This window comes from Streptomyces sp. NPDC054757 (assembly GCF_053612185.1).
In genome coordinates, this window is the sequence record NZ_JBSHBW010000033.1 from 20,056 (window position 1) to 40,619 (window position 20,564).

19 protein-coding genes are annotated in these 20,564 nt (G+C 72.7%); 7 read left to right on the top strand and 12 right to left on the bottom strand.

What is annotated here, in order from left to right:
• Positions 1–59: 59 nt before the first annotated feature.
• Together ACWGKJ_RS29400 and ACWGKJ_RS29405 are read right to left on the bottom strand one after the other, a co-directional pair.
• The gene (locus ACWGKJ_RS29400) at positions 60–851 is read right to left on the bottom strand and encodes a maleylpyruvate isomerase family mycothiol-dependent enzyme (protein WP_385028146.1); all 792 of its coding nucleotides are present in this window, start codon (positions 849–851) and stop codon (positions 60–62) included.
• A gap of 19 nt (positions 852–870) precedes the next feature.
• Positions 871–2,094 (bottom strand): MFS transporter, encoded by a 1,224-nt coding sequence (locus ACWGKJ_RS29405; RefSeq protein WP_385028149.1) that lies wholly within the window; start codon positions 2,092–2,094, stop codon positions 871–873.
• Between the two features lie 87 nt (positions 2,095–2,181).
• Between ACWGKJ_RS29405 and ACWGKJ_RS29410 the strand changes: the two genes are divergently transcribed.
• A complete protein-coding gene (locus ACWGKJ_RS29410) occupies positions 2,182–3,396 on the top strand; it encodes an ROK family protein (RefSeq protein ID WP_385028152.1) in 1,215 nt (404 codons plus the stop codon).
• 73 nt (positions 3,397–3,469) lie between these two features.
• Here ACWGKJ_RS29410 and ACWGKJ_RS29415 read toward each other — a convergent pair whose 3' ends face one another.
• Positions 3,470–4,189, bottom strand: a complete 720-nt coding sequence (locus tag ACWGKJ_RS29415; RefSeq protein ID WP_385028155.1) for a TetR/AcrR family transcriptional regulator — start codon at positions 4,187–4,189, stop codon at positions 3,470–3,472.
• 169 nt (positions 4,190–4,358) lie between these two features.
• Here ACWGKJ_RS29415 and ACWGKJ_RS29420 point away from each other — a divergent pair, with 169 nt between their 5' ends.
• The 3 genes from ACWGKJ_RS29420 (at position 4,359) to ACWGKJ_RS29430 (ending at position 8,050) form a co-directional block, all read left to right on the top strand.
• Positions 4,359–5,837 carry an APC family permease gene (locus tag ACWGKJ_RS29420; RefSeq protein ID WP_385028158.1) on the top strand — a complete coding sequence of 493 codons (1,479 nt, stop codon included), beginning with the start codon at positions 4,359–4,361 and terminating at the stop codon, positions 5,835–5,837.
• A 72-nt stretch (positions 5,838–5,909) separates the two neighbouring features.
• Positions 5,910–7,544 (top strand): amidohydrolase, encoded by a 1,635-nt coding sequence (locus ACWGKJ_RS29425; RefSeq protein ID WP_385028161.1) that lies wholly within the window; start codon positions 5,910–5,912, stop codon positions 7,542–7,544.
• Positions 7,545–7,753: 209 nt separating this feature from the next.
• On the top strand, positions 7,754–8,050 hold the full coding sequence (locus tag ACWGKJ_RS29430) for an SHOCT domain-containing protein (RefSeq protein ID WP_385028164.1): 297 nt from the start codon (positions 7,754–7,756) through the stop codon (positions 8,048–8,050).
• Between the two features lie 76 nt (positions 8,051–8,126).
• Here the strand turns inward: ACWGKJ_RS29430 and ACWGKJ_RS29435 are convergent, their stop codons facing one another.
• Together ACWGKJ_RS29435 and ACWGKJ_RS29440 are read right to left on the bottom strand one after the other, a co-directional pair.
• Positions 8,127–8,624: an ATP-binding protein gene (locus tag ACWGKJ_RS29435; protein ID WP_453315864.1), complete on the bottom strand. Its 498-nt coding sequence runs from the start codon at positions 8,622–8,624 to the stop codon at positions 8,127–8,129.
• Positions 8,625–8,764: 140 nt separating this feature from the next.
• Positions 8,765–9,076, bottom strand: a complete 312-nt coding sequence (locus ACWGKJ_RS29440; protein WP_385028167.1) for a hypothetical protein — start codon at positions 9,074–9,076, stop codon at positions 8,765–8,767.
• Between the two features lie 223 nt (positions 9,077–9,299).
• Between ACWGKJ_RS29440 and ACWGKJ_RS29445 the strand changes: the two genes are divergently transcribed.
• The gene (locus ACWGKJ_RS29445) at positions 9,300–10,433 is read left to right on the top strand and encodes an L-cysteine desulfhydrase Cds1 (RefSeq protein ID WP_385028170.1); all 1,134 of its coding nucleotides are present in this window, start codon (positions 9,300–9,302) and stop codon (positions 10,431–10,433) included.
• A 47-nt stretch (positions 10,434–10,480) separates the two neighbouring features.
• On the opposite strand, the gene ACWGKJ_RS29450 is transcribed toward ACWGKJ_RS29445, so the two are convergent.
• Positions 10,481–10,951, bottom strand: a complete 471-nt coding sequence (locus ACWGKJ_RS29450; protein WP_385028173.1) for an SRPBCC family protein — start codon at positions 10,949–10,951, stop codon at positions 10,481–10,483.
• 209 nt (positions 10,952–11,160) lie between these two features.
• Here ACWGKJ_RS29450 and ACWGKJ_RS29455 point away from each other — a divergent pair, with 209 nt between their 5' ends.
• Complete coding sequence (locus ACWGKJ_RS29455) at positions 11,161–11,562, top strand: DoxX family protein (protein WP_385028176.1); 402 nt, start codon at positions 11,161–11,163, stop codon at positions 11,560–11,562.
• Between the two features lie 50 nt (positions 11,563–11,612).
• Here the strand turns inward: ACWGKJ_RS29455 and ACWGKJ_RS29460 are convergent, their stop codons facing one another.
• Both ACWGKJ_RS29460 and ACWGKJ_RS29465 read right to left on the bottom strand, forming a co-directional pair.
• Entirely contained in the window at positions 11,613–12,317 is a 705-nt protein-coding gene (locus ACWGKJ_RS29460) for an alpha/beta hydrolase (protein ID WP_385028179.1), read from the bottom strand.
• A 152-nt stretch (positions 12,318–12,469) separates the two neighbouring features.
• A complete protein-coding gene (locus tag ACWGKJ_RS29465; protein ID WP_385028182.1) occupies positions 12,470–13,303 on the bottom strand; it encodes a DeoR/GlpR family DNA-binding transcription regulator in 834 nt (277 codons plus the stop codon).
• A 219-nt stretch (positions 13,304–13,522) separates the two neighbouring features.
• Here ACWGKJ_RS29465 and ACWGKJ_RS29470 point away from each other — a divergent pair, with 219 nt between their 5' ends.
• Positions 13,523–15,970, top strand: coding sequence for a hypothetical protein (locus ACWGKJ_RS29470; protein WP_385028185.1), 2,448 nt, complete (start codon positions 13,523–13,525; stop codon positions 15,968–15,970).
• On the opposite strand, the gene ACWGKJ_RS29475 is transcribed toward ACWGKJ_RS29470, so the two are convergent.
• The 4 genes from ACWGKJ_RS29475 to ACWGKJ_RS29490 form a co-directional block, all read right to left on the bottom strand.
• Positions 15,930–18,392, bottom strand: a complete 2,463-nt coding sequence (locus ACWGKJ_RS29475; RefSeq protein WP_385028188.1) for a right-handed parallel beta-helix repeat-containing protein — start codon at positions 18,390–18,392, stop codon at positions 15,930–15,932. The genes ACWGKJ_RS29470 and ACWGKJ_RS29475 overlap by 41 nt on opposite strands.
• Before the next feature lie 89 nt (positions 18,393–18,481).
• Entirely contained in the window at positions 18,482–19,090 is a 609-nt protein-coding gene (locus ACWGKJ_RS29480; RefSeq protein ID WP_385028191.1) for an Rv1733c family protein, read from the bottom strand.
• A 148-nt stretch (positions 19,091–19,238) separates the two neighbouring features.
• Positions 19,239–20,072 (bottom strand): MOSC domain-containing protein, encoded by an 834-nt coding sequence (locus tag ACWGKJ_RS29485; protein ID WP_385028194.1) that lies wholly within the window; start codon positions 20,070–20,072, stop codon positions 19,239–19,241.
• Between the two features lie 43 nt (positions 20,073–20,115).
• Positions 20,116–20,559 carry a DUF6643 family protein gene (locus ACWGKJ_RS29490; RefSeq protein WP_385028197.1) on the bottom strand — a complete coding sequence of 148 codons (444 nt, stop codon included), beginning with the start codon at positions 20,557–20,559 and terminating at the stop codon, positions 20,116–20,118.
• Positions 20,560–20,564 lie beyond the last annotated feature (5 nt).

Genomic DNA, 20,564 nt, shown 5'->3' on the forward strand with positions numbered 1-20,564 from the left:
GGCCCCGCCCTCCGTATCCTCCGGTGAGGTCCTCAGCTGATACGCCGTACGCCGCCCGGTCAGCCGATCGCGGAGGTCTCCCGCCAGAGCCGGGCCAGGGACGTGTCGCCTGTCAGGGAGACCGCGGAGAGCGGACGGCGGTTCCAGAGCGTCGCGTAGAGCAGCGCGGCATCCCCGCTCAACTCGCAGTCGGCGGGGCCCTCGCCGGTGTGCTCGGTGCGGGGAGGCGCAGGGGAGAGGCGTACGGTCCAGACGTCCCCGGTGTCGGTGGCCCGTACCCGGAGTACCCGCGGTCGCTCCGTACGCACCCGGCTCCTGGAGCCCGCGTGGAACGCGCACAGCAGCTCATCGATGCCGTCTGCGGCGAACTCCGGTTCCGGCGGGTGCGGTTCGGGGCCGCCCTGCGCCGAGCTGCTCCGTGCCGGGCCGCCCGGTTCGAGGCCCAGGGCCGATTCGGCGTCCATCCGGTGCACGGCTGTCTCATGGGCCTGCCGCCTTGCCCAGAAGGCGAGCGGTGAAGGCGCGGGCAGAAAGGTCCAGCAGTCCAGGTCGTCCGGCGCGGCGGTGAGCGTCGTCACCAGCGCACGGTGTCCTTCTTGGAACCAGTCGAGGAGTTCGTCCCCGTCGAGCGCGGGCCCGCTGCCGGACCTGCGGAAGCGGGTGTGTCCCTCGGCGACGAGGGCCGTCGCCCAGCGGTGCACAGCGCCGGTGTGCCGGAGCAGGTCCCGTACCCGCCAGCCGGGGCAGGTGGGCACGGTGGCACCCGTGCCTGACCGGGCGGCCGCGGCGGCGAGCAGACGGCCTTCACGGTCGAGGGCCGGGACGAGTACGCCGGCCGGCAGGGACTCCATACGGGCGATTGTGCCAGTCTCAGGCGGGCTCGGGGGCCGAAGCGTTGCGGGTGGCGTACCCGATCAGGGCCGCGACCGCGGCGAGCAGCGCCACCGTGGTCAGCGCGATGGGCAGCGTCAGCCAGTCCGCGAGGAAGCCGATCACGGGCGGGCCGATGAGCATGCCTCCGTAACCCAGCGTTGACGCGGTGGCGACCCCGCCGGGGCCTGCCAGGGCGCCGGCCCGGGCGATCGCCACGGGAAAGCTGTTGGCGAGTCCCAGCCCCGCCATCGCGAAGCCGGTCAGCACGAGCCAGGTGGTCGGCGCGAGCGCTCCGACGAGGAGGCCGACGGCCGCCACGGTGGCGCCCCCGACGAGGGCGCGGGTCCGGCCGAAACGTTCCAGAAGCGCGGTGCCGGTCAGCCGGCCGACGGTCATGGCCAGGGCGAAGAGCGAGTAGGCGGCAGCGGCGACCCCTGGATGCGCGTGCAGATCCTGTTTCAGGTGCAGGGCGCTCCAGTCGGCCATGGCGCCCTCGCCGTACGAGGTGCACAGGGCGATCGTCCCGAAGACCAGGACCAGTCGGCGGCTGTGGCTGTCGAGGCGGCGGGGCGCCGTGTCCCGTACCTCGGTATGCGGCGCCGACGGGACGGGGTGCCGGAGCAGGTCGCGGCCGGCGAAGAGGGTCACCAGGAGGCCGACGACGGTCAGGCCGAGCAGATGGGACGAGGCCGGGAGCCGGCCGGCGACGAGCCCGCCCGCGCCCGCCCCGACCATGCCGCCGAGACTGAACGCGGCGTGGAAGCTGGACATCACCGGGCGGCGCAGCGCGGCGACGAGATCGACGGCGGCGCTGTTCATCGCGACGTTCAGACCGCCGTACGCACCGCCGAAGACCAGCAGGACCAGGCCGAGGGCCGGCGCCGAATGCATCTGCGGCGGCAGCGCGATGCTCAGGGAGAGGAGGACCGCGCAGGCGACGGTGACCGGATGGCTGCCGAAGCGCCGGCACAGCCGTCCCGTGAGCATCATCGTGATCACGCCGCCCGCCGATACACCGAGCAGCGCGAGCCCGAGCGCGCTCGCGGAAGCCCCGGTCTGCTGCTTGATGGCGGGGATACGGACCACCCAGCCGGCGAAGAGAAAGCCGTCCAGGGCGAAGAAGGTGGTGAGGGTGATCCGCAGACGGAGCAGGGAGGGTATGGCGCTGTTCTCGCCGAGGCCCCCCGAGAGAGCCGCCCCGACTTTGTTTAGATTCGGCACAAAAGAAGGATAGGGGGAGCGCAGGCGGGGAACAAGGGCGGTGCCGGTTCGTCTTCGGCCGCCCGGGACCATGGGAGACTCGCCCCCATGAACGGCAAGGTGACGACCAACCGGACGAAGCTGGAGCGTGGCCGCAGCGCGCTGGGACCGGCGCTGGAACTGGTCCACACGGGCCGCGCGCCCACCCGGGCCGTGCTCACGGCGGAGCTGGGAGTCACCCGCGCGACGGCGGGCGCGGTCGCCGCCGAGCTCGAATCCCTCGGGCTGATCCAGGTCGACTCGCGCCCCGGCGCGGCGGCGGGCTCCCAGGGCAGGCCATCGCACCGGCTCTCGGTCAACAGCGCCGGGCCCGTCGTACTCGCCGCCCAGGTGCACGCGGACGGGTTCCGCGCCGCGCTCGTCGGCCTCGGCGGCCGGACGGTCATGACCTCGCCCGGCTGTGTCGCGGTCTCCGCCGATCCCGCGCAGGTACTCGGGGAGGTCGTCGACGAGGGGGCCGCCCTGCTGCGCGACAGCGGCCTGCGCTGTGTGGGGGCGGGGCTCGCCGTGCCGTCGGCCGTCGCCGAACCGGAGGGCACCGCGCTCAACCCGCTGCACCTGGCGTGGCCCGCGGGGGCGCCGGTACGTGACATCTTCGCCGACCGGGTCCGGGCGGCGGGCATCACGGGTCCCGCCTTCACCGGCAACGACGTCAACCTCGCGGCACTCGCCGAACACCGCCACGGAGCGGGCCGCGGCGCACAGCATCTGCTCTGCGTGGCCACCGGGCACCGCGGTGTCGGCGGCGCGCTGGTCCTCGACGGCCGTCTGCACACAGGGAGTTCGGGGCTCGCCCTGGAGGTCGGACATGTCACGGTCAACCCCGAGGGCCGCGCCTGCTACTGCGGAAGCCGGGGCTGTCTCGACGTCGAGACCGACCCGCTCGCCTTCCTGACCGCCGCGGGACGCGCACCGGGCCCGGAGGGCTCGCTGCTCCAGCAGTCCCGCGACATTCTCCGTACGGAGTACGACGACCCGGGGGTACGGGTCGCCGCGCAGGAGATCGTCGACCGCCTCGGGCTCGGTCTTGCCGGGCTGGTGAACATCCTGAACCCGGACCGCATCATCCTCGGCGGCCTCCACCGCGAACTGCTCGACGCGGACCCGGAGCGGCTGCGCGCGGTCGTCGCCGACCGGAGCCTGTGGGGGCGCAGCGGCGGCGTACCGATCCTGCCGTGCACGCTGGACCACAACAACCTCGTGGGAGCCGCCGAGTTGGCCTGGCAGCCGGTGCTCGACGACCCGCTCTCGATCATCGGCTGAGAGCGGGGGCCGCCGTCCGGACCGGTGCGGTGGCCCGATGCGTCGGATCAGCCGTGCGGTCCGAGCTGTTGAGTCAGCAGTGCGGTCCGAGCCGTTGAGTCAGCCGTGCGGCCGCCGCCTCCAGCAGCAGCTCCAGGCTCTGTGCGTAGGCGGTGCGCCGCATCTCCGCCAGCAGCAGGCCCGAAGTCGCCGCGATATGGGGGTGGGTGCCGGCCGGCAGCGCGGCGTAGGTGCGGTGCCAGACCTGCCGCTCGGCTTCCCTCGCCCGCGGTGGCAGCGCGACACTGCTCGCGTCCAGAGCCGCGAAGGCGAGGGACGTGTCGACGAAGCTGTGATAGATCCGCACCGCTTCCGGGTCCGGGAAGCCGCCGTCGCGCAGTACACCCAGGATCGACTCGATCGCGTGCGTCTCGTGCGGCCGCCCGGTGACCCGGTGCGCCGCCAGCATCGCGGCCTGCGGATGCTTCTGGTAGGCCGCGTGGATCCGCAGCCCCAGCTCACGCAGGTCCTTGCGCCAGTCCCCGGTCGGCTCCCAGCCCGCGAAGGACTGTCCGATCAGCTCGTCGGCGACGGCCAGCAGCAGCCCGTCGGTGTTCGGGAAGTAGCGGTACAGCGCGCTGGGGTCCGCCCCCAGGGCCGCACCCAGCCGCCGTACGGTGAGCGCCGCCGCGCCGTGCTGCCGGATCAGCCGCAGCGCGGTCTCCACGATCAGCTCCTCCGAGAGCACCGTGCCCTGCTTGGTGCGCCGCCGCCGCGCTCCGGTCGTGGCCTGCCGTTCACTTCCGTCCGTCATGGCCGCGACCTTATGTCAACACCGTTGACCCGGTAAGGGGGCGCACGTTTCCATGTGGCTCCGGCGGACGGCGGCAGTGACCGGCGTACCCCGGGAGCACACACCGGACGCCGCTCCTTGACAGGCAGACGCTGCCTGCCGCGGCACGAGCGAAAGCAGCGGTGACCCGATGGCGGCAGACCTGGAGAAGTCCCTCGGCGTCGTGGACGGCGTGGTGATCGCCGCGTCGAGTACCGCCGCGACATCCAGTATCGGCATCGGCATGGGCCTGATCGCCGGAGCGGTCGGGCTGCATCTGCCGGTCATCATGCTGCTGGCCTTCCTGCCCGTCCTGGGCATCGCAGCGGCCTTCGCCCGGCTCAACCGGACCGAGCCCAACTGCGGCAACAGCTATGTCTGGGTGGGGCGTTCACTGAGCCCATGGCTGGGATTCCTGTCCGGCTGGGTGAACATCGTGGGCACCGTGGTCTTCCTCGCCTACACCACCACCGTCACCGGCTCGGTGCTGCTGCAACTGGCCGCCGAGGCCGGACTGCGCTCCTTCGCCGGGCTCGGCCTCGACCCCGGCAACACCCTGCAGACCACCCTGATCGGAATGGTGGTCCTGGCCGGTGTCACCGCCGCCGCGGTCACCGGTATCGACGTGGCCGCGCGTATCCAGCGCTATCTGCTGGTGTTCGAGTACCTGGTGCTGCTCGGCTTCTGCGGCTACGGACTCTTCGCGGGCTCCCACCCCTTCAGCTCCGACTGGTTCAACCCCCTCACCATCCCGTCCCTCTCCGGGCTGGCCCAGGGAATGGTCCTGGCGGTCTTCTGCTACTGGGGCTTCGACGCCGCGTTCAGCGTCTCGGAGGAGGTACGCGACCCACGCGACGCATCCCGGGGCGGGATGATCGCCCTGGTCACCATGGTGACCCTGTTCCTGCTCGGCGGGACCGCCTTCCAACGGGTGCTCTCCCCAGCGGAGTTGGCCGACCACGGCGCCGAAGGGCTGACCTACTTCGGCAACCGGCTGGCCCACCAGCCCCTGGCGGCGCTCCCTCTGATCGCGCTGATGTTCTCGGCCGTGGCCTCCCTGCAGTCGGGTGTCATCCCGACGGTGCGCGGGATGTTCGCCATGGGCCGCGACCGCACCCTGGGGCCCGTCTGGACCCGGATCCACCCCAGGCACGGCACGCCCGCCGCCGGCACCGTCCTGGTCGGCGCGATCGCCGCGCTCGTCGCCGTACTCTCCCTCGTCATCCCCAGGGTCAGCGACCTGATCAGCGCGGCCGTCAACGCCATCGGCATCGTCGTCGCCCTGTACTACGGCCTCACCGCGCTCGCGGCGGCCGTCCGCTTCCGCGGTCTGCTGCGCCACGCACCCCGGGAGGCGCTGGGCTCCGTGATCGCTCCCGTGCTGAGCGCCCTGGTGCTGTTCGCGCTGGGCGGCTATATGTGCTGGGGATACGCCACCTCCACCGACCACTTCGCACTCAGCGCCGACAACGGCTGGTTCGCCCTGATGGTGCCGGTGCTGATGGTCATCTCCGGTGTACTGGCGGCCGCCTGGGCCAAGTGGGGGCGCGGGTCCCCGTACTTCAGCACCGGCCTGGCCACCGACGCCGACGCCCCCGACCTGCTCGCCCCCGGACCCACCACCGTCTGACCCCACCGTCCGGCCCCGCAGCTGTCCCGTCCGGCCCCTCCCCGGGCCACCCGACTACGTACGGAGTACCGCATGACCACCCACGCCGACCTCGTCCTCACCGGCGGCCCCGTCTTCACCGCCGGCCCCTCCGGGCAGGGCGCCGACACGGTGGCCGTACGCGACGCCCGGATCGCCGCCGTCGGAGGGAGCGAGGTGCGCGACCTGATCGGCCCCGGCACCGAGGTGGTCGACCTGGCCGGGCGGCTGCTGGTCCCGGGCTTCACCGACGCCCATGTCCACGCCGTCTTCGCGGGTGTCGAGCTGGGCGAGTGCGACCTCACCGGCACCACCGATCTCACGGAGTACCTGAGCCGGATCGCCGTCTACGCCGCGGCCCGTCCCGAACGGGAGTGGATCACCGGCGGCGGCTGGTCCATGGAGTCCTTCAGCGGCGGAGTGCCCACCCGGCAGCTCATCGATACCGTCGTCGCCGACCGGCCGGTCCTGCTCTTCAACCGCGACCACCACGGGGCCTGGGCCAACACCCGCGCCCTGGAACTCGCCGGCCTCACCGCGGACACCCCCGACCCCGCCGACGGCCGGATCGAGCGCGAGCCCGACGGCACCCCTGCGGGCATGCTGCAGGAAGGCGCCACCGGGCTGGTCGCCCGGCTGATCCCGCCGACGACCACCGCCGAGCGCGTCGCCGGACTGCTGCGCGCCCAGTCCGTCCTGCACTCGATGGGGATCACCGGCTGGCAGGACGCCATCCTCGGCGTCTTCAACGGCGGGCCCGACGTCTCCGACGCCTACCTCACCGCAGCCCGCGACGGACGCCTCACCGCCCGCGTCAACGGGGCACTGTGGTGGGACCGTTCGCGGGGCGCCGAGCAGATCCCCGAACTGGTCGAACGGCGTACGAAGCTGCGTACCGGACGTTTCCGCGCCGACTCGGTCAAGATCATGCAGGACGGCATCACGGAGAACTTCACGGCCGCCATGACCGCCCCCTATCTGGACTCCTGCGGCTGCGTCACCGCCAACAGCGGCCTCAGCTTCGTCGACCCGGCCGCGCTGCGCGACCATGTCACCGCGCTGGACGCGCTGGACTTCCAGGTCCACTTCCACGCGCTCGGCGACCGCGCCGTCCGTGAGGCCCTGGACGCGGTCGAGGCGGCTCTGGCCGCCAACGGCCGCCGCGGGAACCGGCACCACCTCGCCCACCTCCAGGTCGTCCACCCCGACGACGTGCCGCGCTTCGCCCGGCTGGACGCGATCGCCAACCTCCAGCCGCTGTGGGCGACCCACGAGCCGCAGATGGACGAACTCACCATCCCCTTCCTCGGCGGTGAACTCGCCTCCCGGCAGTACCCGTTCGCCGACCTGCTGCGCGCGGGGGCGAGGCTGGCCGCGGGCAGCGACTGGCCGGTGAGCAGCCCCGACCCGCTCCAGGGCATCCATGTCGCCGTCAACAGGACCGCCTACGGCGAAGACCGCCCGCCGTTCCTCCCCGCACAGCGTCTCGACCTCCGTACGGCGCTGACCGCCTACACCGCGGGGTCGGCCCATGTGAACGGTCTGGACGACGGAGGCACGATCCGGGCAGGCGCCCTCGCCGACCTCGTCGTACTCGACCGCGACCCGTTCGCGGGGCCCGTGGAGTCCATCGGCAGCACGGGGGTGGCGCTGACCTACGTCGGCGGCGAGCGCGTCCACGCGAGCTGAGGCCGGCCCCCCGAGGGGGGGGGAGGGAGAGACCCGCCCCGGGCAGTAGGGCCGCCTCGGGCAGGAGGCCGCCCCGGACCCCCCCTCGTACTGCTGTCGGCGCAGCCGGACAGCCGCCGCCCGTACGACGCCCGCGGCCCCTCGCGGAGGGAGGCTCGAAAGCAGCAGGGAACCAGTAGGGGACCCTCCCACCGAGGAGCTGAACCGATATGAACACGCTGGCCTTCGCGGGACCCGGGCCGTGGATCCTGCTCGTCCCGTTCCTCTGGGCGGCGGTCATTCTCACCGTCGTCACCGTTCTGCGCCGCACCGTGTGGCGACGCGGCGGCGGGCGAGGCCCGTGGCAGGGCCCAGGCCGGCCGCTCCCGGCCCACGGCGAGAACGCACCGATCGCGGTGCTCGGCCGCCGATTCGCCGCAGGTGAGATCGACGAGGAGGAGTACTGGCGCCGGCTGTCCGTCCTGGACGAACAGTTCGGCTCCGCCTCCAGGAGCGGTCCTGCCTGAGCTGACCGCACCCGTCCGGCCGTGGGGCGGGCCCACAGCACCGCTGCGGACCCGCCCCACGGCCGGACGGGCCCGGTCAGCTGACCAGCACCGTCCGGGCCGCCGGGCGGTCGTCGGCGAACGGCCCCGAAGTCGTCGCGCCGTACACCGGAGTGTGATGGGCCAGGGGGCCGGTGGGCGGCGCGGCCGGAAGGGTGAACCACACGACCTTGCCCGTCGGCCCGTGCGGCCGTACGCCCCAGCACTCACTGACGGCGGCGATCAGCGAGAGTCCGCGCCCGCAGGTCGCGAACTGCTCGGCGTCGCGCACCAGGGGCATCCGGGGGTCGTGGTCGTGGACGGAGACCGTGAGCCGGTCGAGCAGCAGATCCATCTCGACGGTGCACAGTTTGTCCGGCTGGGCGTGGCGGTGGACGTTGGTGAGCAACTCGGTGACGCCCAGGGCCGCTTGGTCGATCAGCGGATCGAGATGCCAGTAGCGCAATTGCGCCGATACGATTCTGCGGACCTGCCCGATACGGGACGGCAGGGCTTGGAGTTCTACTGCGCAGTGCCTGGTGGGCTGGGTGATCACGGCTGCGACTCCCCGAATGAGGTCCGGAAGAAGACGAAGTGGTCCGGCGGAGAGCTGGTCTCAGCGTGACCGCCGGTAAACCGTTAGTGATGTGACACCAGAGTCACCCAGGGGGTGCTGCTTCGCAACTCGCGCCCGTGTCAGCGCCTGCTGCCCCGGTGGACCGCGTCCAGGAATCGGGCGACCGACCTGGAGCTGTCGAGCGGCAGATTCCGCTGGCCCATGGTCAGCCGGTAGCGGGTGCCGTTGACGGTCGCGACCATGCGTCCGACCTTGGCGAACCACGGCTTCCCCGCGCTGACCGTGGTCAGCGGGGCGCTGTCGATCTCGCGCCCGCTGCTGGTGAGCAGGGCCAGTCTGCCGTCCTTGATCAGTACCTGTCCGGCCCGGGTGAGCGAACGGGTCCACCGTTCGATCCGTACACCCGTCGCGGTGAATTCCGCATCCGACATCGTTCTCCCCGCCCTCTTCCGCTGGTCTCCCTCCCGGAAGTGTGCCGGGCCACGGGCCCGCGCACCAGTACACCGGGGGTAACCGGGCCGCATTTGGCTCATGCCGGTATGTCCCGCTGTTCCGCAAGTCAGCCCTATGGGTGGTCAAAGTGAATGTTTGTGCAGGTGGGGCCGGTATGGTCACGGGCGGAGACCGAAGCGGAAACCATGAGGGGCGGCAACGGTGAGTACGAGCACAGAGAGATCCGGGGGCGGAGCCGCGGCGACCGCCGATGTGGACCGCAGCGACCCGGAGTACCGGGCCTGGCTCAAGGAGGCCGTCCGCAAGGTCCAGGCCGACGCGAACCGGTCCGCCGACACCCATCTGCTGAGGTTCCCGCTCCCCGAGGAGTGGGGCATCGACCTCTACCTCAAGGACGAGTCGACCCACCCCACGGGCAGCCTGAAGCACCGCCTTGCCCGTTCGCTCTTCCTCTACGGACTCTGCAACGGGTGGATCAGGCCCGGGAAGCCGGTCATCGAGGCGTCCAGCGGTTCGACCGCGGTCTCCGAGGCATATTTCGCGGGGCTGATCGGCGTCCCCTTCATCGCCGTCATGCCGCGCACCACCAGCGCGGAGAAGTGCCGGCTGATCGAATTCCACGGGGGGCGGTGCCACTTCGTGGACGACTCCCGGCGGATGTACGAGGAGGCCGCGTCGCTGGCCGCGTCGACCGGCGGTCACTACATCGACCAGTTCACGTACGCGGAGCGGGCCACGGACTGGCGCGGCAACAACAACATCGCCGAATCCATCTACCAGCAGCTGAGACTGGAGCGGTACCCCGAGCCCGCCTGGATCGTCGCGACAGCGGGGACGGGCGGCACATCCGCGACGATCGCCCGCTATGTGCACTACATGCAGCACGACACCCGGATCTGCGTCCCCGACCCGGAGAACTCCTGTTTCTTCGACGGCTGGACCCGGAACGACCCGGCGGCGACCAGCGACTGCGGCTCGCGCATCGAGGGCATCGGCAGGCCCCGGATGGAGCCGAGCTTCGTGCCCGGCGCCATCGACCGGATGATGAAGGTGCCGGACGCGGCCAGCGTCGCCGCCGTACGCGCCCTCGACCGGGTCATCGGACGCAAGGCGGGCGGATCGACCGGTACGGGGCTGTGGAGCGCGCTGAAGATCGTCGCGGAGATGGTGGCCGAGGGGCGCACGGGCAGTGTGGTCACCCTGCTCTGCGACCCGGGCGACCGCTATCTGGACAAGTACTACTCCGACAGCTGGCTGGAGGAGCAGGGCCTGGACATCACACCGTACGCCGCGGCCATCGAACGGCTGCTCGTCACCGGCGTCTGGACCGAGTAGGCCCGGTCCGCCCGTTGCGGGAGGGGCGCGCCTCCCGCGGTTCCGGCTCAGGCGGCCGTGGCGATCCGGCTGTCCAGGCTGCGTGCGGCTCCGTGGAAGGCCCGCCCCAGTCCGGACCGGCCGAGCCGGATCCCGGCGAGCAGCGGAGCGGGGCCGTCCGCCGCGAACGTCCACTGGACACGCGTCCCGGAGTCCGTGGCGGTGAGCCGCCACTCCTCCAGGAGGGCCCGCAGACCGGGTGTGTTGGTCTCGTCCACGCGGTAGGCGTACCGGGTGGACGGCTCGGCGGCGACCACGGACTCCAGGAAGCGGGTGCCGCCCTTGAGCCGCACCTCGCGGCCGCCCTCGGTGGCACGGGCCGTCGTGACCGCCGGGAACCAGCAGGGCCAGCCCGCGACATCCTCGGCCAGGGCCCGGTAGACGGCGTCGGGGGGCGCGGAGAGCCCGGCGGCGAAGACCAGCCGCAGGGGTGCGGTCCCGACGAAGTCGAGGCCGACGGAGCGGAGTCGGCGAGCCATCGGGCCGCACCTCCAGAGGTCGGTGGGGGACGGGCCCGCACACCATAGCTGACGCTTTATCAGCTGTCAGTACCGCGTGAGCCCGCCGCACATCCCCGGAAGGCCGCCGTGCACGGGTGAGCCACCCGCTTCCCCACCGGGCTACCGGTCGGTAAGAATCACCCCGTACGCGCACCTGTGCGAGCAGCGCACCGAACTCCGGAGGTTCCATGCCGATCGCCGACCGTCCGACCACGTACCTCGCCGCGCTTCTGGCGGGCGCGGGGGCGGCCCACTTCCTCGTCCCGCGCCCGTTCGACACCACGGTGCCGCCCTGGCTCCCCGGCAGGGCCCGGACGTACACCCGGGTCAGCGGGGCGGTCGAGCTGCTGCTCGCGGCGGGTGTGGCGGTGCCCGCCACGCGCAGAGTCAGCGCACGCGCCGCCGCCGGGCTCTTCGTGGCGGTCTTCCCCGCCAATGTGCAGATGGCGTACGACTGGCGGAAGCGCCCCGCCCCGCTCAAGGCGGCGGCGCTCGCCCGGCTGCCGCTCCAACTGCCGCTGGTGGCCTGGGCGGAGAAGGTGAGCCGGACCGCGCGGCGCGCCGGCACGGGCGCCGACACGGGGCGCTGACGCGGCACGGTGGTGCCGGACTCAGAGGTGTCGGGCAGGCTGTCCCGGTCTCAGACCGTCTGCGCCGCCCCGGAGTCCAGCGCCCGGTCCACGGCCCGGGGCAGCGGGGCCAGTTTCAGCAGGCCCGCGACCGTACCGGCCGTGAGCGAGTGCCAGAGTCCGGGCCTGCGGAGCATCGCGTGGTCCCCGCCGGTGACCGTCAGAGCGCAGGCGCGGGCGCCCGACTCCCGTGCCCGGCGTACGAAGTCGGCGCTTCCCGCGGGGTCGGTCGTACGGTCCCGGTCGCCGTGCAGCAGCACGATCGTGCGCCCGTCCAGATGATCGGCCGTCTCGTCCGGCGGGCACCAGGGGGCCAGGCCGACCACCGCGCGCACCAGCGGGTGCGATGCCGCGCTCAGCGCCGCACGGCCGCCCATGGAGTGCCCGACGAGCACCACCGGGACCGAGCCCGCGGTCGCGGCGAGTTCGTCGAGGGCGCGCCGTGCGTCGTACGCGGCGTCCGCGCGGGTGCCGTTCCAGCCCCGGTACCGGTAGCGGACCCGGCCCATCAGTACGGAGTGCCCCGCGGTGGCCTCGGCGATCCGCGCGCCGATGGGCCGCATCCGGGCCTCCGGCAGGTTCCATGGCGGCGGCGGGCGCAGACCGTCGGCCCGGCCGCCGTGCAGCAGCAGTACCGCGGCCCGCGGCGCAGTGCAGGGCCTGGTGACTGTCAGGGCGGTGGGCTGCCGCACACCGTCGTTCCGCGGTTCGGACACGTGCGGGACTTCCTTTCCTGGCCGGTCGCTCACCGGGACCCGTACCGCCGTACCCGACGGGCCCCGTGTGGTCCTTCGTGGCAGGCGGCGGTCCGGATTGCCCCGTCGGACCGTGGAGCGGGCGACCGGACCACCGGCCGGGCCGGCGTCCGTCAGCCCGTGTCCTCGCGGCCGCCGGCCACGACGAGACCCGGCAGATACTCGGTGATCTCCTCGCGCACGCCCGCGGACAGCCCCGAATCGGTGACGAAGGCGTCCACGTCCTCCAGCGTCGCGAACGAACTCAGCCCCACCGTGCCCCACTTGGTGTGGTCGGCGACCACCACCACCCGCCGCGCGGACCGCACGAACCTGCGGTTCGTCTCGGCCTCCGCGAGGTTGGGGGTGGAGAGCCCCGCCTCGGCCGATATGCCGTGCACGCCGAGGAACAGCACATCGAAGTGGAGCGACCGGATCGCCTGGTCGGCCACCGGGCCCACCAGTGAGTCCGACGGTGTACGCACCCCGCCGGTCAGGACCACCGTCGCGGCGCCCGGCCGCTGCCCGCCACCGCCCGTGACGCGCTGGGCGGAGTGGAAGACATCGGCGACGCGCACCGAGTTCGTCACCACGGTCAGATCGGGCACGTCGACGAGGTGCTGGGCGAGGGCGTACGTCGTGGTCCCGCCGGACAGGGCGATGGCGCTGCCCGGCGCGGCCATCGCGGCGGCGGCCCGTGCGATGTCCTCCTTGGCGCTCAGTTCGAGACCGGACTTGGCCTCGAACCCCGGCTCGTGCGTGGACGCCTCGACCACCGGCACCGCACCGCCGTGCACCTTCTCGATGACACCCTGGCGCGCCAGGGTGTCCAGGTCCCGGCGGACCGTCATGTCCGAGACGCTGAGCTTGCGGGTGAGCTCGTTGACGCGGACCCCGCCCCGCCGCCGTACCTCGTCGAGGATCAGGGCGCGACGCTGCTCCGCGAGCAGGTTCTGATTGTCGCTCACCGCAGGGTCCGGTCCTTCCACGCGCCGATGCGGTGCCAGGGGGGTGTCCCCTGGCCACCGGGGATCCCTCATCCTCGCACGCAGAGTTCCCCGCCGCGCCACTGGTTGCCGCTCCTCTTCCGGGGGGAGATTCAGTAAGAGCCGTGCGGCGGGCGGCCGCTGTCCAGGATTCTGGGCGGACACCGCCGACCGTCCCCTCCACGAGAGCGAGCCACCGCCGTGCCCCCACCCCCGCCCCCCGGTGAGAGCGGCGCCCCCGCCCTCGAACTCCTCGTTCACGGCGTCGGCGGAGCCACCCCGCAGGAGATGCTCGGTGACGCGCGCACCGTCCGGGTCACCGGCGACGAGACGGCAGCGGTCTACCGCCGTGCCGACGACACAGAAGCCGATGCCACCGGAACCGGGGCCGGGCCGCATCCGCAGGGCACCCCGGAGGCCCCGGTCCCCGAGGCGTACGTCTGGTCCAACCTGACCTCGGGCAACAGCGCCCGCGCCCTCTGGCTGCTGCTGCTCCCCTTCATGGTCGTCAACCTCGCCCACTGGATGCTGCCGTCGGGCCGCGGCGGGGGACGGGCCGTCCGGCTGTACGGGGTGCTGGTACGGCTCGTCGCGCTGAGCCTCACCGTGCTGCTCGTCGCGTCCGCCTGCGAGGTGGCACTCGACCTGACGGCCTGGCAGTGCGCCGGGTCGGCCGGCTGCTCGGACGGGAAGTCCTGGCTCGGGTTCCTGGCCGCCGCACGCGGCGGCTGGTGGGCCCAGCCGGGCCGCAGGCTGGCCGTGGCTGCGCTCGTGCCTACCGCTCTGACAACGCTGCTCTGGTACCTCTCCAACCGCACCTGGAGCGCGTACGAGTCCCAGCAGCCGCTGAGCGACGACGCGAGGACGGCGGACGCCGCAGCGGACGGTGAGGGCGGGGACGGCGGCTTCCCCGCGCTCGGCCGGCCGGGATTCTGGTACGGGCGCCGGCTGGTCGCCCGGCTGCGCGCGGCGCACACCGCCGCCGGATTCCTCACCGTCGCCGCGGCCCTCACCGTCGCGGCCGCCACCTTCGACCGCCGCTCATCGGCGACGCTCCTGGAGGCCATCGGCTGGCTGCTCCAGGCAACGCTCCTGGTCGCGGCGGTAGTTGTGGTCTGGGTTGTCTGCCGCAGAGGCCGTACCGAGACCCGGCTCGACGAAGAGCTCGACCGGGCCGTCGTCACCCTGCTGCCGGGCGGCGCGCTGGCCCTGCTCGCCCTCTCCGTCGTCTACGCCGCCTGGTCGAGGCCCGGCTGGCGGTCGGGCGGAACCCTCCCGGGCGACCGCACCTTCGGCATCCTGACCCTCGCCCAGCTCGCCCTCGTCGTCATACTGGCCGCCGTCGCCCTGGTCATGTACCGCCGCGCTCCCCACACCCGTACCGCGCTGCGCGGCCTCGGCGGGCCCGCGGTCGCCCTGCTGGCCTGCGCGCTCGGCGGAGTGATGACCGGCGGTGTCGCCCAGCGCGTGGCCGACTGGCTCGACGGGCCGGGCACCCCGGGCATGGGCAGCAGAAGCTCCATCACGGGCCCCCCGGTGCTGCTCAGCTGGCAGGCTTCCGTCATCCCGGTCCTGCTCTTCCTGCTGCTGCTCCCGGTCGCGTACTACGCCCTGCGGACCCTTCGCCGGGAGCGCCGCATCGCCCGGACCCTCATGACGGAGTACCCGGGGGAGAAGCCGGACCGGGTGCGCACCCGGCAGATCGCCGGGGTCCGCGCCCGCGCCCAGCTCACCGACGCCGCACCGCCGTTCGTCGGCATCGTCTCGGCGGCCACGCTGCTGCTCGGCGGGGGCGCGCTCGTCGGCTCCTGGCTCAGCGACCAGGTGCCGGGCCGGGCCGCCGACACGGCGCCCGGTTTCATCGCGTCCGCCGCCGACGCCGTGCAGGCGGCCGGGTCCTGGCTGGTCGGGCTCGGCTTCATCCTCTTCGTCACCCTGGGCAGGCGCGCGTACCGCGACGCCTCGGCCCGGCGCAGCGTGGGGATCCTCTGGGACGTGGGCACCTTCTGGCCGCGCGCCGCGCACCCCTTCGCACCGCCCTGCTACGCCGAGCGCGCGGTGCCCGACCTGACCTGGCGCATGTTCACCTGGACCGACCGCACCGGCGGGCGGCTGGTGATCTCCGGCCACTCGCAGGGCAGCGTGCTGGCCGCGGCCGCGGTCTGGCAGCTGCCCGCCCGTACCCGCCGCAGGGTCGCCCTGCTCACCTACGGTTCCCCGCTGGAGCGGCTGTACGGGCGGTGGTTCCCGGCGTACTTCGGGCCCGACTGCCTCGACGGGCTGCACCGGGAAGTGCCCTGCTGGCGCAATCTGTGGCGGGCCACGGATCCCATCGGGGGCTGGGTGATGCGCGGTGGTGACATCGACCGGGGGCCGCTGCGCGATCCGGCCGCCTACGGCAGGACCCGCGAACACCCGCTGCCCGATCCGATCCTGGGCCACTCCGACTACCAGGCCGACCCCGCCTTCGCGGAGGAGCGAGCGGCGCTGCTCGACCGGCTGGCGGCGACGGTGCCCCACCAGGCGCCGTACCGGAGCCCGGTGCCGGACCCCGTAGGGGGCCCGGCACCTGACCTGCCCGGGGCCGCCCAGGCCGCTCCCGGGCAGGTCAGGGCAGTTCCGGCAGATCCTCCGGAAACAGCAGACTGAGATCGTCGGTCGACATCTCGGTGAACTGGGCCACCCGGCCCGCGTGCCGCTCCACCATGGCCTCGAACGTCTGCCGGGCGGTCCTGCCGTTGCCGAAGGCGGGGCCCTTGGGCAGCACTGTGAAGTACTTCAGGAGAGCCTCGGGCGCCCCTTCGCCGAGCCGGTACTCGTGCTCGTCGGCCTGCTGCTCGACGATCCGCAGCAGCTCTTCCGGTGCGTAGTCGCCGAAGGTGATGGTGCGGGAGAAACGCGAGGCCACACCGGGGTTGACCCCCAGGAAGCGCTCCATCTCCGCGGTGTACCCGGCGACGATCACCACCACCTCGTCCCGGTGGTCCTCCATCAGCTTCACCAGGGTGTCGATGGCTTCCTTGCCGAAGTCCCGGCCGGAGTCCTCGGGGGAGAGGGCATACGCCTCGTCGATGAAGAGCACCCCGCCCCTGGCCCGGTCGAACGCCTCCTGGGTGCGGATCGCCGTCGAGCCGATGTGCTCTCCCACCAGGTCGACCCGGGAGACCTCGACCAGATGTCCGCGCTCCAGCACCCCGAGCGAGGCGAGGATCTCGCCGTACAGCCGGGCCACCGTGGTCTTGCCGGTGCCGGGGGAGCCCGTGAACACCAGATGGCGGCGGGCGGACGCGGCCTTGAGGCCCGCTGCGGCCCGCCGCCTGCCGATCTCGATCATGTCGGTGAGGGCGCGCACCTCGCGCTTGACGCTCTCCAGGCCCACCAGGGTGTCCAGTTCGCCCAGCACGTCCACCGAGGAGCGTATGGGCTCGTCGGCGGAGGCGGCAGGGGCGGAGGCGGCCGGGGCGGCGGCCTGGGCCGTCCGGGGGCCGGGCACCGCGCCGAGCAGGCCGGACGTCTGCACCGCGGTCGCCGCGGCGGGCGCCCCCGCGGCGGAGGCCCTGTGCCCCTCGGTCAGCAGGCCGCTCTCATCGCTGCTGCACTCCTCGACCAGGGGGCCGCCCGTACCGCCCTCACCCGCGGCGCCGCCGTCGGCGAACTCGTAACCGCTGCGCGCGCACCGCTCGGTACGGCAGCGGGTCAGGGTGGTGCGGCAGCCGTCTATGACATGGAAGCCGTAACCTGCGCTGCCCGTCACCCGGCAGCTGTGGAAGGTGCCGCGCCCCTCGGCCGACACATAGAAGCCGGCCTCCGCGGGGGAGGTCACGGTGCACCGCTCGATCCTCGGGTCGGCGCCCTTGGTGACGATGACACCGGTCTGCACCGCGTCGATGGTGCAGCCGCTCAGCGTGCCGCCACTGCCGTGGTCGCGGAACCAGGCGCCGGTGGACGCCTCCCGGATACGGCAGTCGTCCAGCTGCGCCGTGGCGCCGTCGCTCACCGAGACCGCCGTGTTCCGCACCTGGGAGAGATCGCTGTCGACGACGTCGGCGCGTGAGCCGCGGTCCAATACGAAGATCGCGTCCGGTACGTCGTGCACCCGGCAGGAGTCCAGCACCACCGTCGCCCCGTCGCTGACCCAGACGGCCGGGTAGTCGCCCGTACTGTCGTGGATCTCGCACTGGTTGGCGTCCACCCGGGTGCCCGGGTCCCATACCGACAGCCCGTTGCGCCCGAAGCGCCGGACCGACGAACGCGTCAGTGTCAGCACCGAACGGGACCGCAGATCGACCGCGTTCTCCGGGATGTCGTGGATGTCGCAGTCGGAGAGCGTCAGCACCGCGTCCGTGTCCAGGGTGACGCCGTCGGCCGATGTGCGGTGCACGCTGCAGTCGGTCAGATGGGCCGACGCGCGCGCGGCGACCTGTACGCCGACGCCCTTGACCTCGTAGAACTCGCAGCCGAACGCCTCAAGGCCGCTGCCGTCGCCGGAGACACTCAGCCCGGCCCCGGACGCGTGGTGGACACGGCAGCGCTCGATCCTGGGGTGGGCCCCGCCGTGCACCGAGATGCCCGACTGGCCAGCCGCGACCACCTCGCACTCCTCGAACACCCCGCCCGCGCCGTCCAGTACGCCGATGCCGACCCCCGCCGGATTGTCGACGGTGCAGCGGCGCACGGTCGGCCGGGCCGCCCCGCGCACCTCGATGCCGACGGCGGAGCGGGTGACGATCCGCAGATCCAGCAGCTCGGGGGTGCCCTCCTCGACGAGCAGCGCGGGCGCCGAGGAGTCCTGCCCCTCGATCTGGAGGTCCTGGACGACCGCGGACGCCCGTACGGTGAGCGGGATCCCGTCCGCGGGCGCGATCCGCACCGAGCCGGACGCGCCATCGGTGCCGCGCAGCGTGATCGCGTGCTGCACGACGAGATTCTCGCGGTACGTGCCGGGAGTGACCGTGAGGACGTCACCGTCGCCTGCGGCCTCCAGGGCGGCGGAGAGGGAGACGTACTCGCCTGTGCGGCGCCGCCACCTCGATGTTCCGGTGTACGTCACCTGGACCGTGCCCTGTGCCATGGCGCTGTTGTGCCCTCACCTCGTGTGCCCGACGGATGTGGCCCCACCGTAGCGCGCGAGGGGAGCGGGAGTTGACGCGAGAGCCGGTCTCAGCTGCCGGTGCCCGTACGGCCCCACTCGGGACCGGCTTCGCTCCAGGCACGGTCGAGTCTCACGTACCGCCGCCGTACCAGTCGCCATACGACGAGACGGCGCCCCACCACGATCAGCCCCGCCGTCGCCGCGGCCGACCCGAACCCCGCGAGCACCGCGCGTGCCCGCACCGTACGCGGCTTCATGGGTCTGCTGACGAGGTGTCCGCGGTCGTCGGTCCAGACGAGCAGGCGGTCACCGGGGAGGTTGCCGCCCTTGAACGTGGAGAGCACCCCGCTCTGCCGGCTGCCGTCCACACCGGACCAGACGGCGGCGGCCCGGCCGCGGGGCACGGCGTCCGAGATCCCGTCGGGGTTGGCGGCCACCACCGAACGCTCCGGCAGCGCCCGTACGACGGTGGCTGTCGTCGGATGCCGGTGCCGGCGCTGGACGCGGGCGGTGTCCTGGAGGGCGCTGTCGGTGAGGGAGCCGCAGACCCACCCCGCCAGGGGCGCCGCGACGGCGATGAGGAACAGCGCGACGAGCGCCACCCACGCCTCGGCGAGATCCGTCCCACGGCGCAGGGGGTTGCGCCGCCAACGCCACACACCGGCTGCTGCTCGCACGCTCCCGCACCCCCTTCCGCATCCGTCCTGGCCCCACTGGCACGGCCCGTACGACTGGACACAGTGAGATCGTTCCCACTCCCTGCAACGAGCCTGCCGTATCTGTGAGTTCCCTGGGAAAGGAGGTCTCATTCGGGAGAAACGGGTCTCATCCGAGGATGTGAACCGGATCACCGACATGCAGGACACCGGTGGTCTCGGGGACGAGATTCTGGCCGAACAGCAGATCATTGTCCACGCGGCGGTGCCGGGCGAGGGTGCGCAGCGGCTCTCTGCCGCGCTCGGCCGTGAGCTGGTCGATGGTGGTGACCGCGCAGCGGCCCGAGGGCTTGGCGACCCGGAAGACCACCTCGCCGATCGCGATCCGGGTCCAGTCGTCCTCGGCCCACGGCGACGAGCCGGACACCACGACATTTGGCCGGAAACGGTCCATCGGAAGCGGCCCCTCGGCCGGCAGGTCGCCGCCCGCGATGAGGGAGTTGAGGGCGCTGAGCGAGGAGAGAGTCGTGAGCAGCAGCGGATAGCCGTCCGCCAGGCTGACGGTCTCGCCGGGCCGGGCGAACCGCGGATCGACCGGACGCCGCACCGCGGGCTCGTCGAGGTGGACCAGGCGCACGGCCGCGCCGAGATACGCACTGAGCCAGTCATCGGCCGCAGGTCCGGCCGGTGCGACGTCGACCTTGTCCCGGAAGAGCTGCACCCCGACCGTGCCCACCCGCTCCGGCACCGCGACCGTCAGCGGCTCGCGTCCCGGCGCTGCCAGCCTGACCGCGCCGCCGGGCAACGGCTCCGCTGCCGCCAACGCGAGCCGTGGCTGCTGGCGTTGGGTGACGGCCTTGCCGTCCTCGTCCACGAGCATCCACCGCCGGTCACCGGCAAGCCCCCAGGGTTCGACCGCGGCCGAACCCGGCGCACACCCCGCGAGGGACTTGACCGGATGGATGTGGATTCCGTGCAGAACTGTCTGAAGCGGTTGCGACACGGCAGTCATCCTGCCATCCGGCCCTGGCGCGCCGGAGGACCGGTCAGTATCCGCGGCCCTGGTACGGGCGGTTGTACGGATCCTCGTACGGCGAGGGCGCGGGCCGCTGCGCGGCCGGACGCATCGCCTCGTAACCGGCGCCGCCGACCGGCCGCTGGGGCTGCGCCTGCGGTCCCGGGTAGCCGCGCGGGGCCGAGGCCTGCTGCGGGATGTACGGAGCGGGCGCGTGCTGCATCGACTGCGGCTGCGCCATCGGCTGCGGGTAACCGTAGGACGGTGCCTGCTGCGAGGGGCCGGCCGGCAGTGCGGGCAGCGCCGAGGGCAGCGCGGGCAGATAGCTGTTGCCGGTGTCGTAAGCCGAGGGGACTCTGATCGGAGCGATCTGAGGGGTGCCCCGCTCTGCGACAAGAGAATCGTAGATAGGGGTGTCCGGGAAGGATGGTGCGGAGTAGTACCCGCCACCGTAGGTTGCACGGGGGGACGTCATGGCAC

What these genes read in the sequence shown, in the direction of transcription:
- ACWGKJ_RS29400 (WP_385028146.1), bottom strand. Translation starts at nt 851, where the DNA reads ATGGAGTCCCTGCCGGCCGGCGTACTCGTCCCGGCCCTCGACCGTGAA.
- ACWGKJ_RS29410 (WP_385028152.1), top strand. Translation starts at nt 2,182, where the DNA reads ATGAACGGCAAGGTGACGACCAACCGGACGAAGCTGGAGCGTGGCCGC.
- ACWGKJ_RS29415 (WP_385028155.1), bottom strand. Translation starts at nt 4,189, where the DNA reads ATGACGGACGGAAGTGAACGGCAGGCCACGACCGGAGCGCGGCGGCGG.
- ACWGKJ_RS29420 (WP_385028158.1), top strand. Translation starts at nt 4,359, where the DNA reads ATGGCGGCAGACCTGGAGAAGTCCCTCGGCGTCGTGGACGGCGTGGTG.
- ACWGKJ_RS29425 (WP_385028161.1), top strand. Translation starts at nt 5,910, where the DNA reads ATGACCACCCACGCCGACCTCGTCCTCACCGGCGGCCCCGTCTTCACC.
- ACWGKJ_RS29430 (WP_385028164.1), top strand. Translation starts at nt 7,754, where the DNA reads ATGAACACGCTGGCCTTCGCGGGACCCGGGCCGTGGATCCTGCTCGTC.
- ACWGKJ_RS29440 (WP_385028167.1), bottom strand. Translation starts at nt 9,076, where the DNA reads ATGTCGGATGCGGAATTCACCGCGACGGGTGTACGGATCGAACGGTGG.
- ACWGKJ_RS29450 (WP_385028173.1), bottom strand. Translation starts at nt 10,951, where the DNA reads ATGGCTCGCCGACTCCGCTCCGTCGGCCTCGACTTCGTCGGGACCGCA.
- ACWGKJ_RS29455 (WP_385028176.1), top strand. Translation starts at nt 11,161, where the DNA reads ATGCCGATCGCCGACCGTCCGACCACGTACCTCGCCGCGCTTCTGGCG.
- ACWGKJ_RS29475 (WP_385028188.1), bottom strand. Translation starts at nt 18,392, where the DNA reads ATGGCACAGGGCACGGTCCAGGTGACGTACACCGGAACATCGAGGTGG.
- ACWGKJ_RS29490 (WP_385028197.1), bottom strand. Translation starts at nt 20,559, where the DNA reads ATGACGTCCCCCCGTGCAACCTACGGTGGCGGGTACTACTCCGCACCA.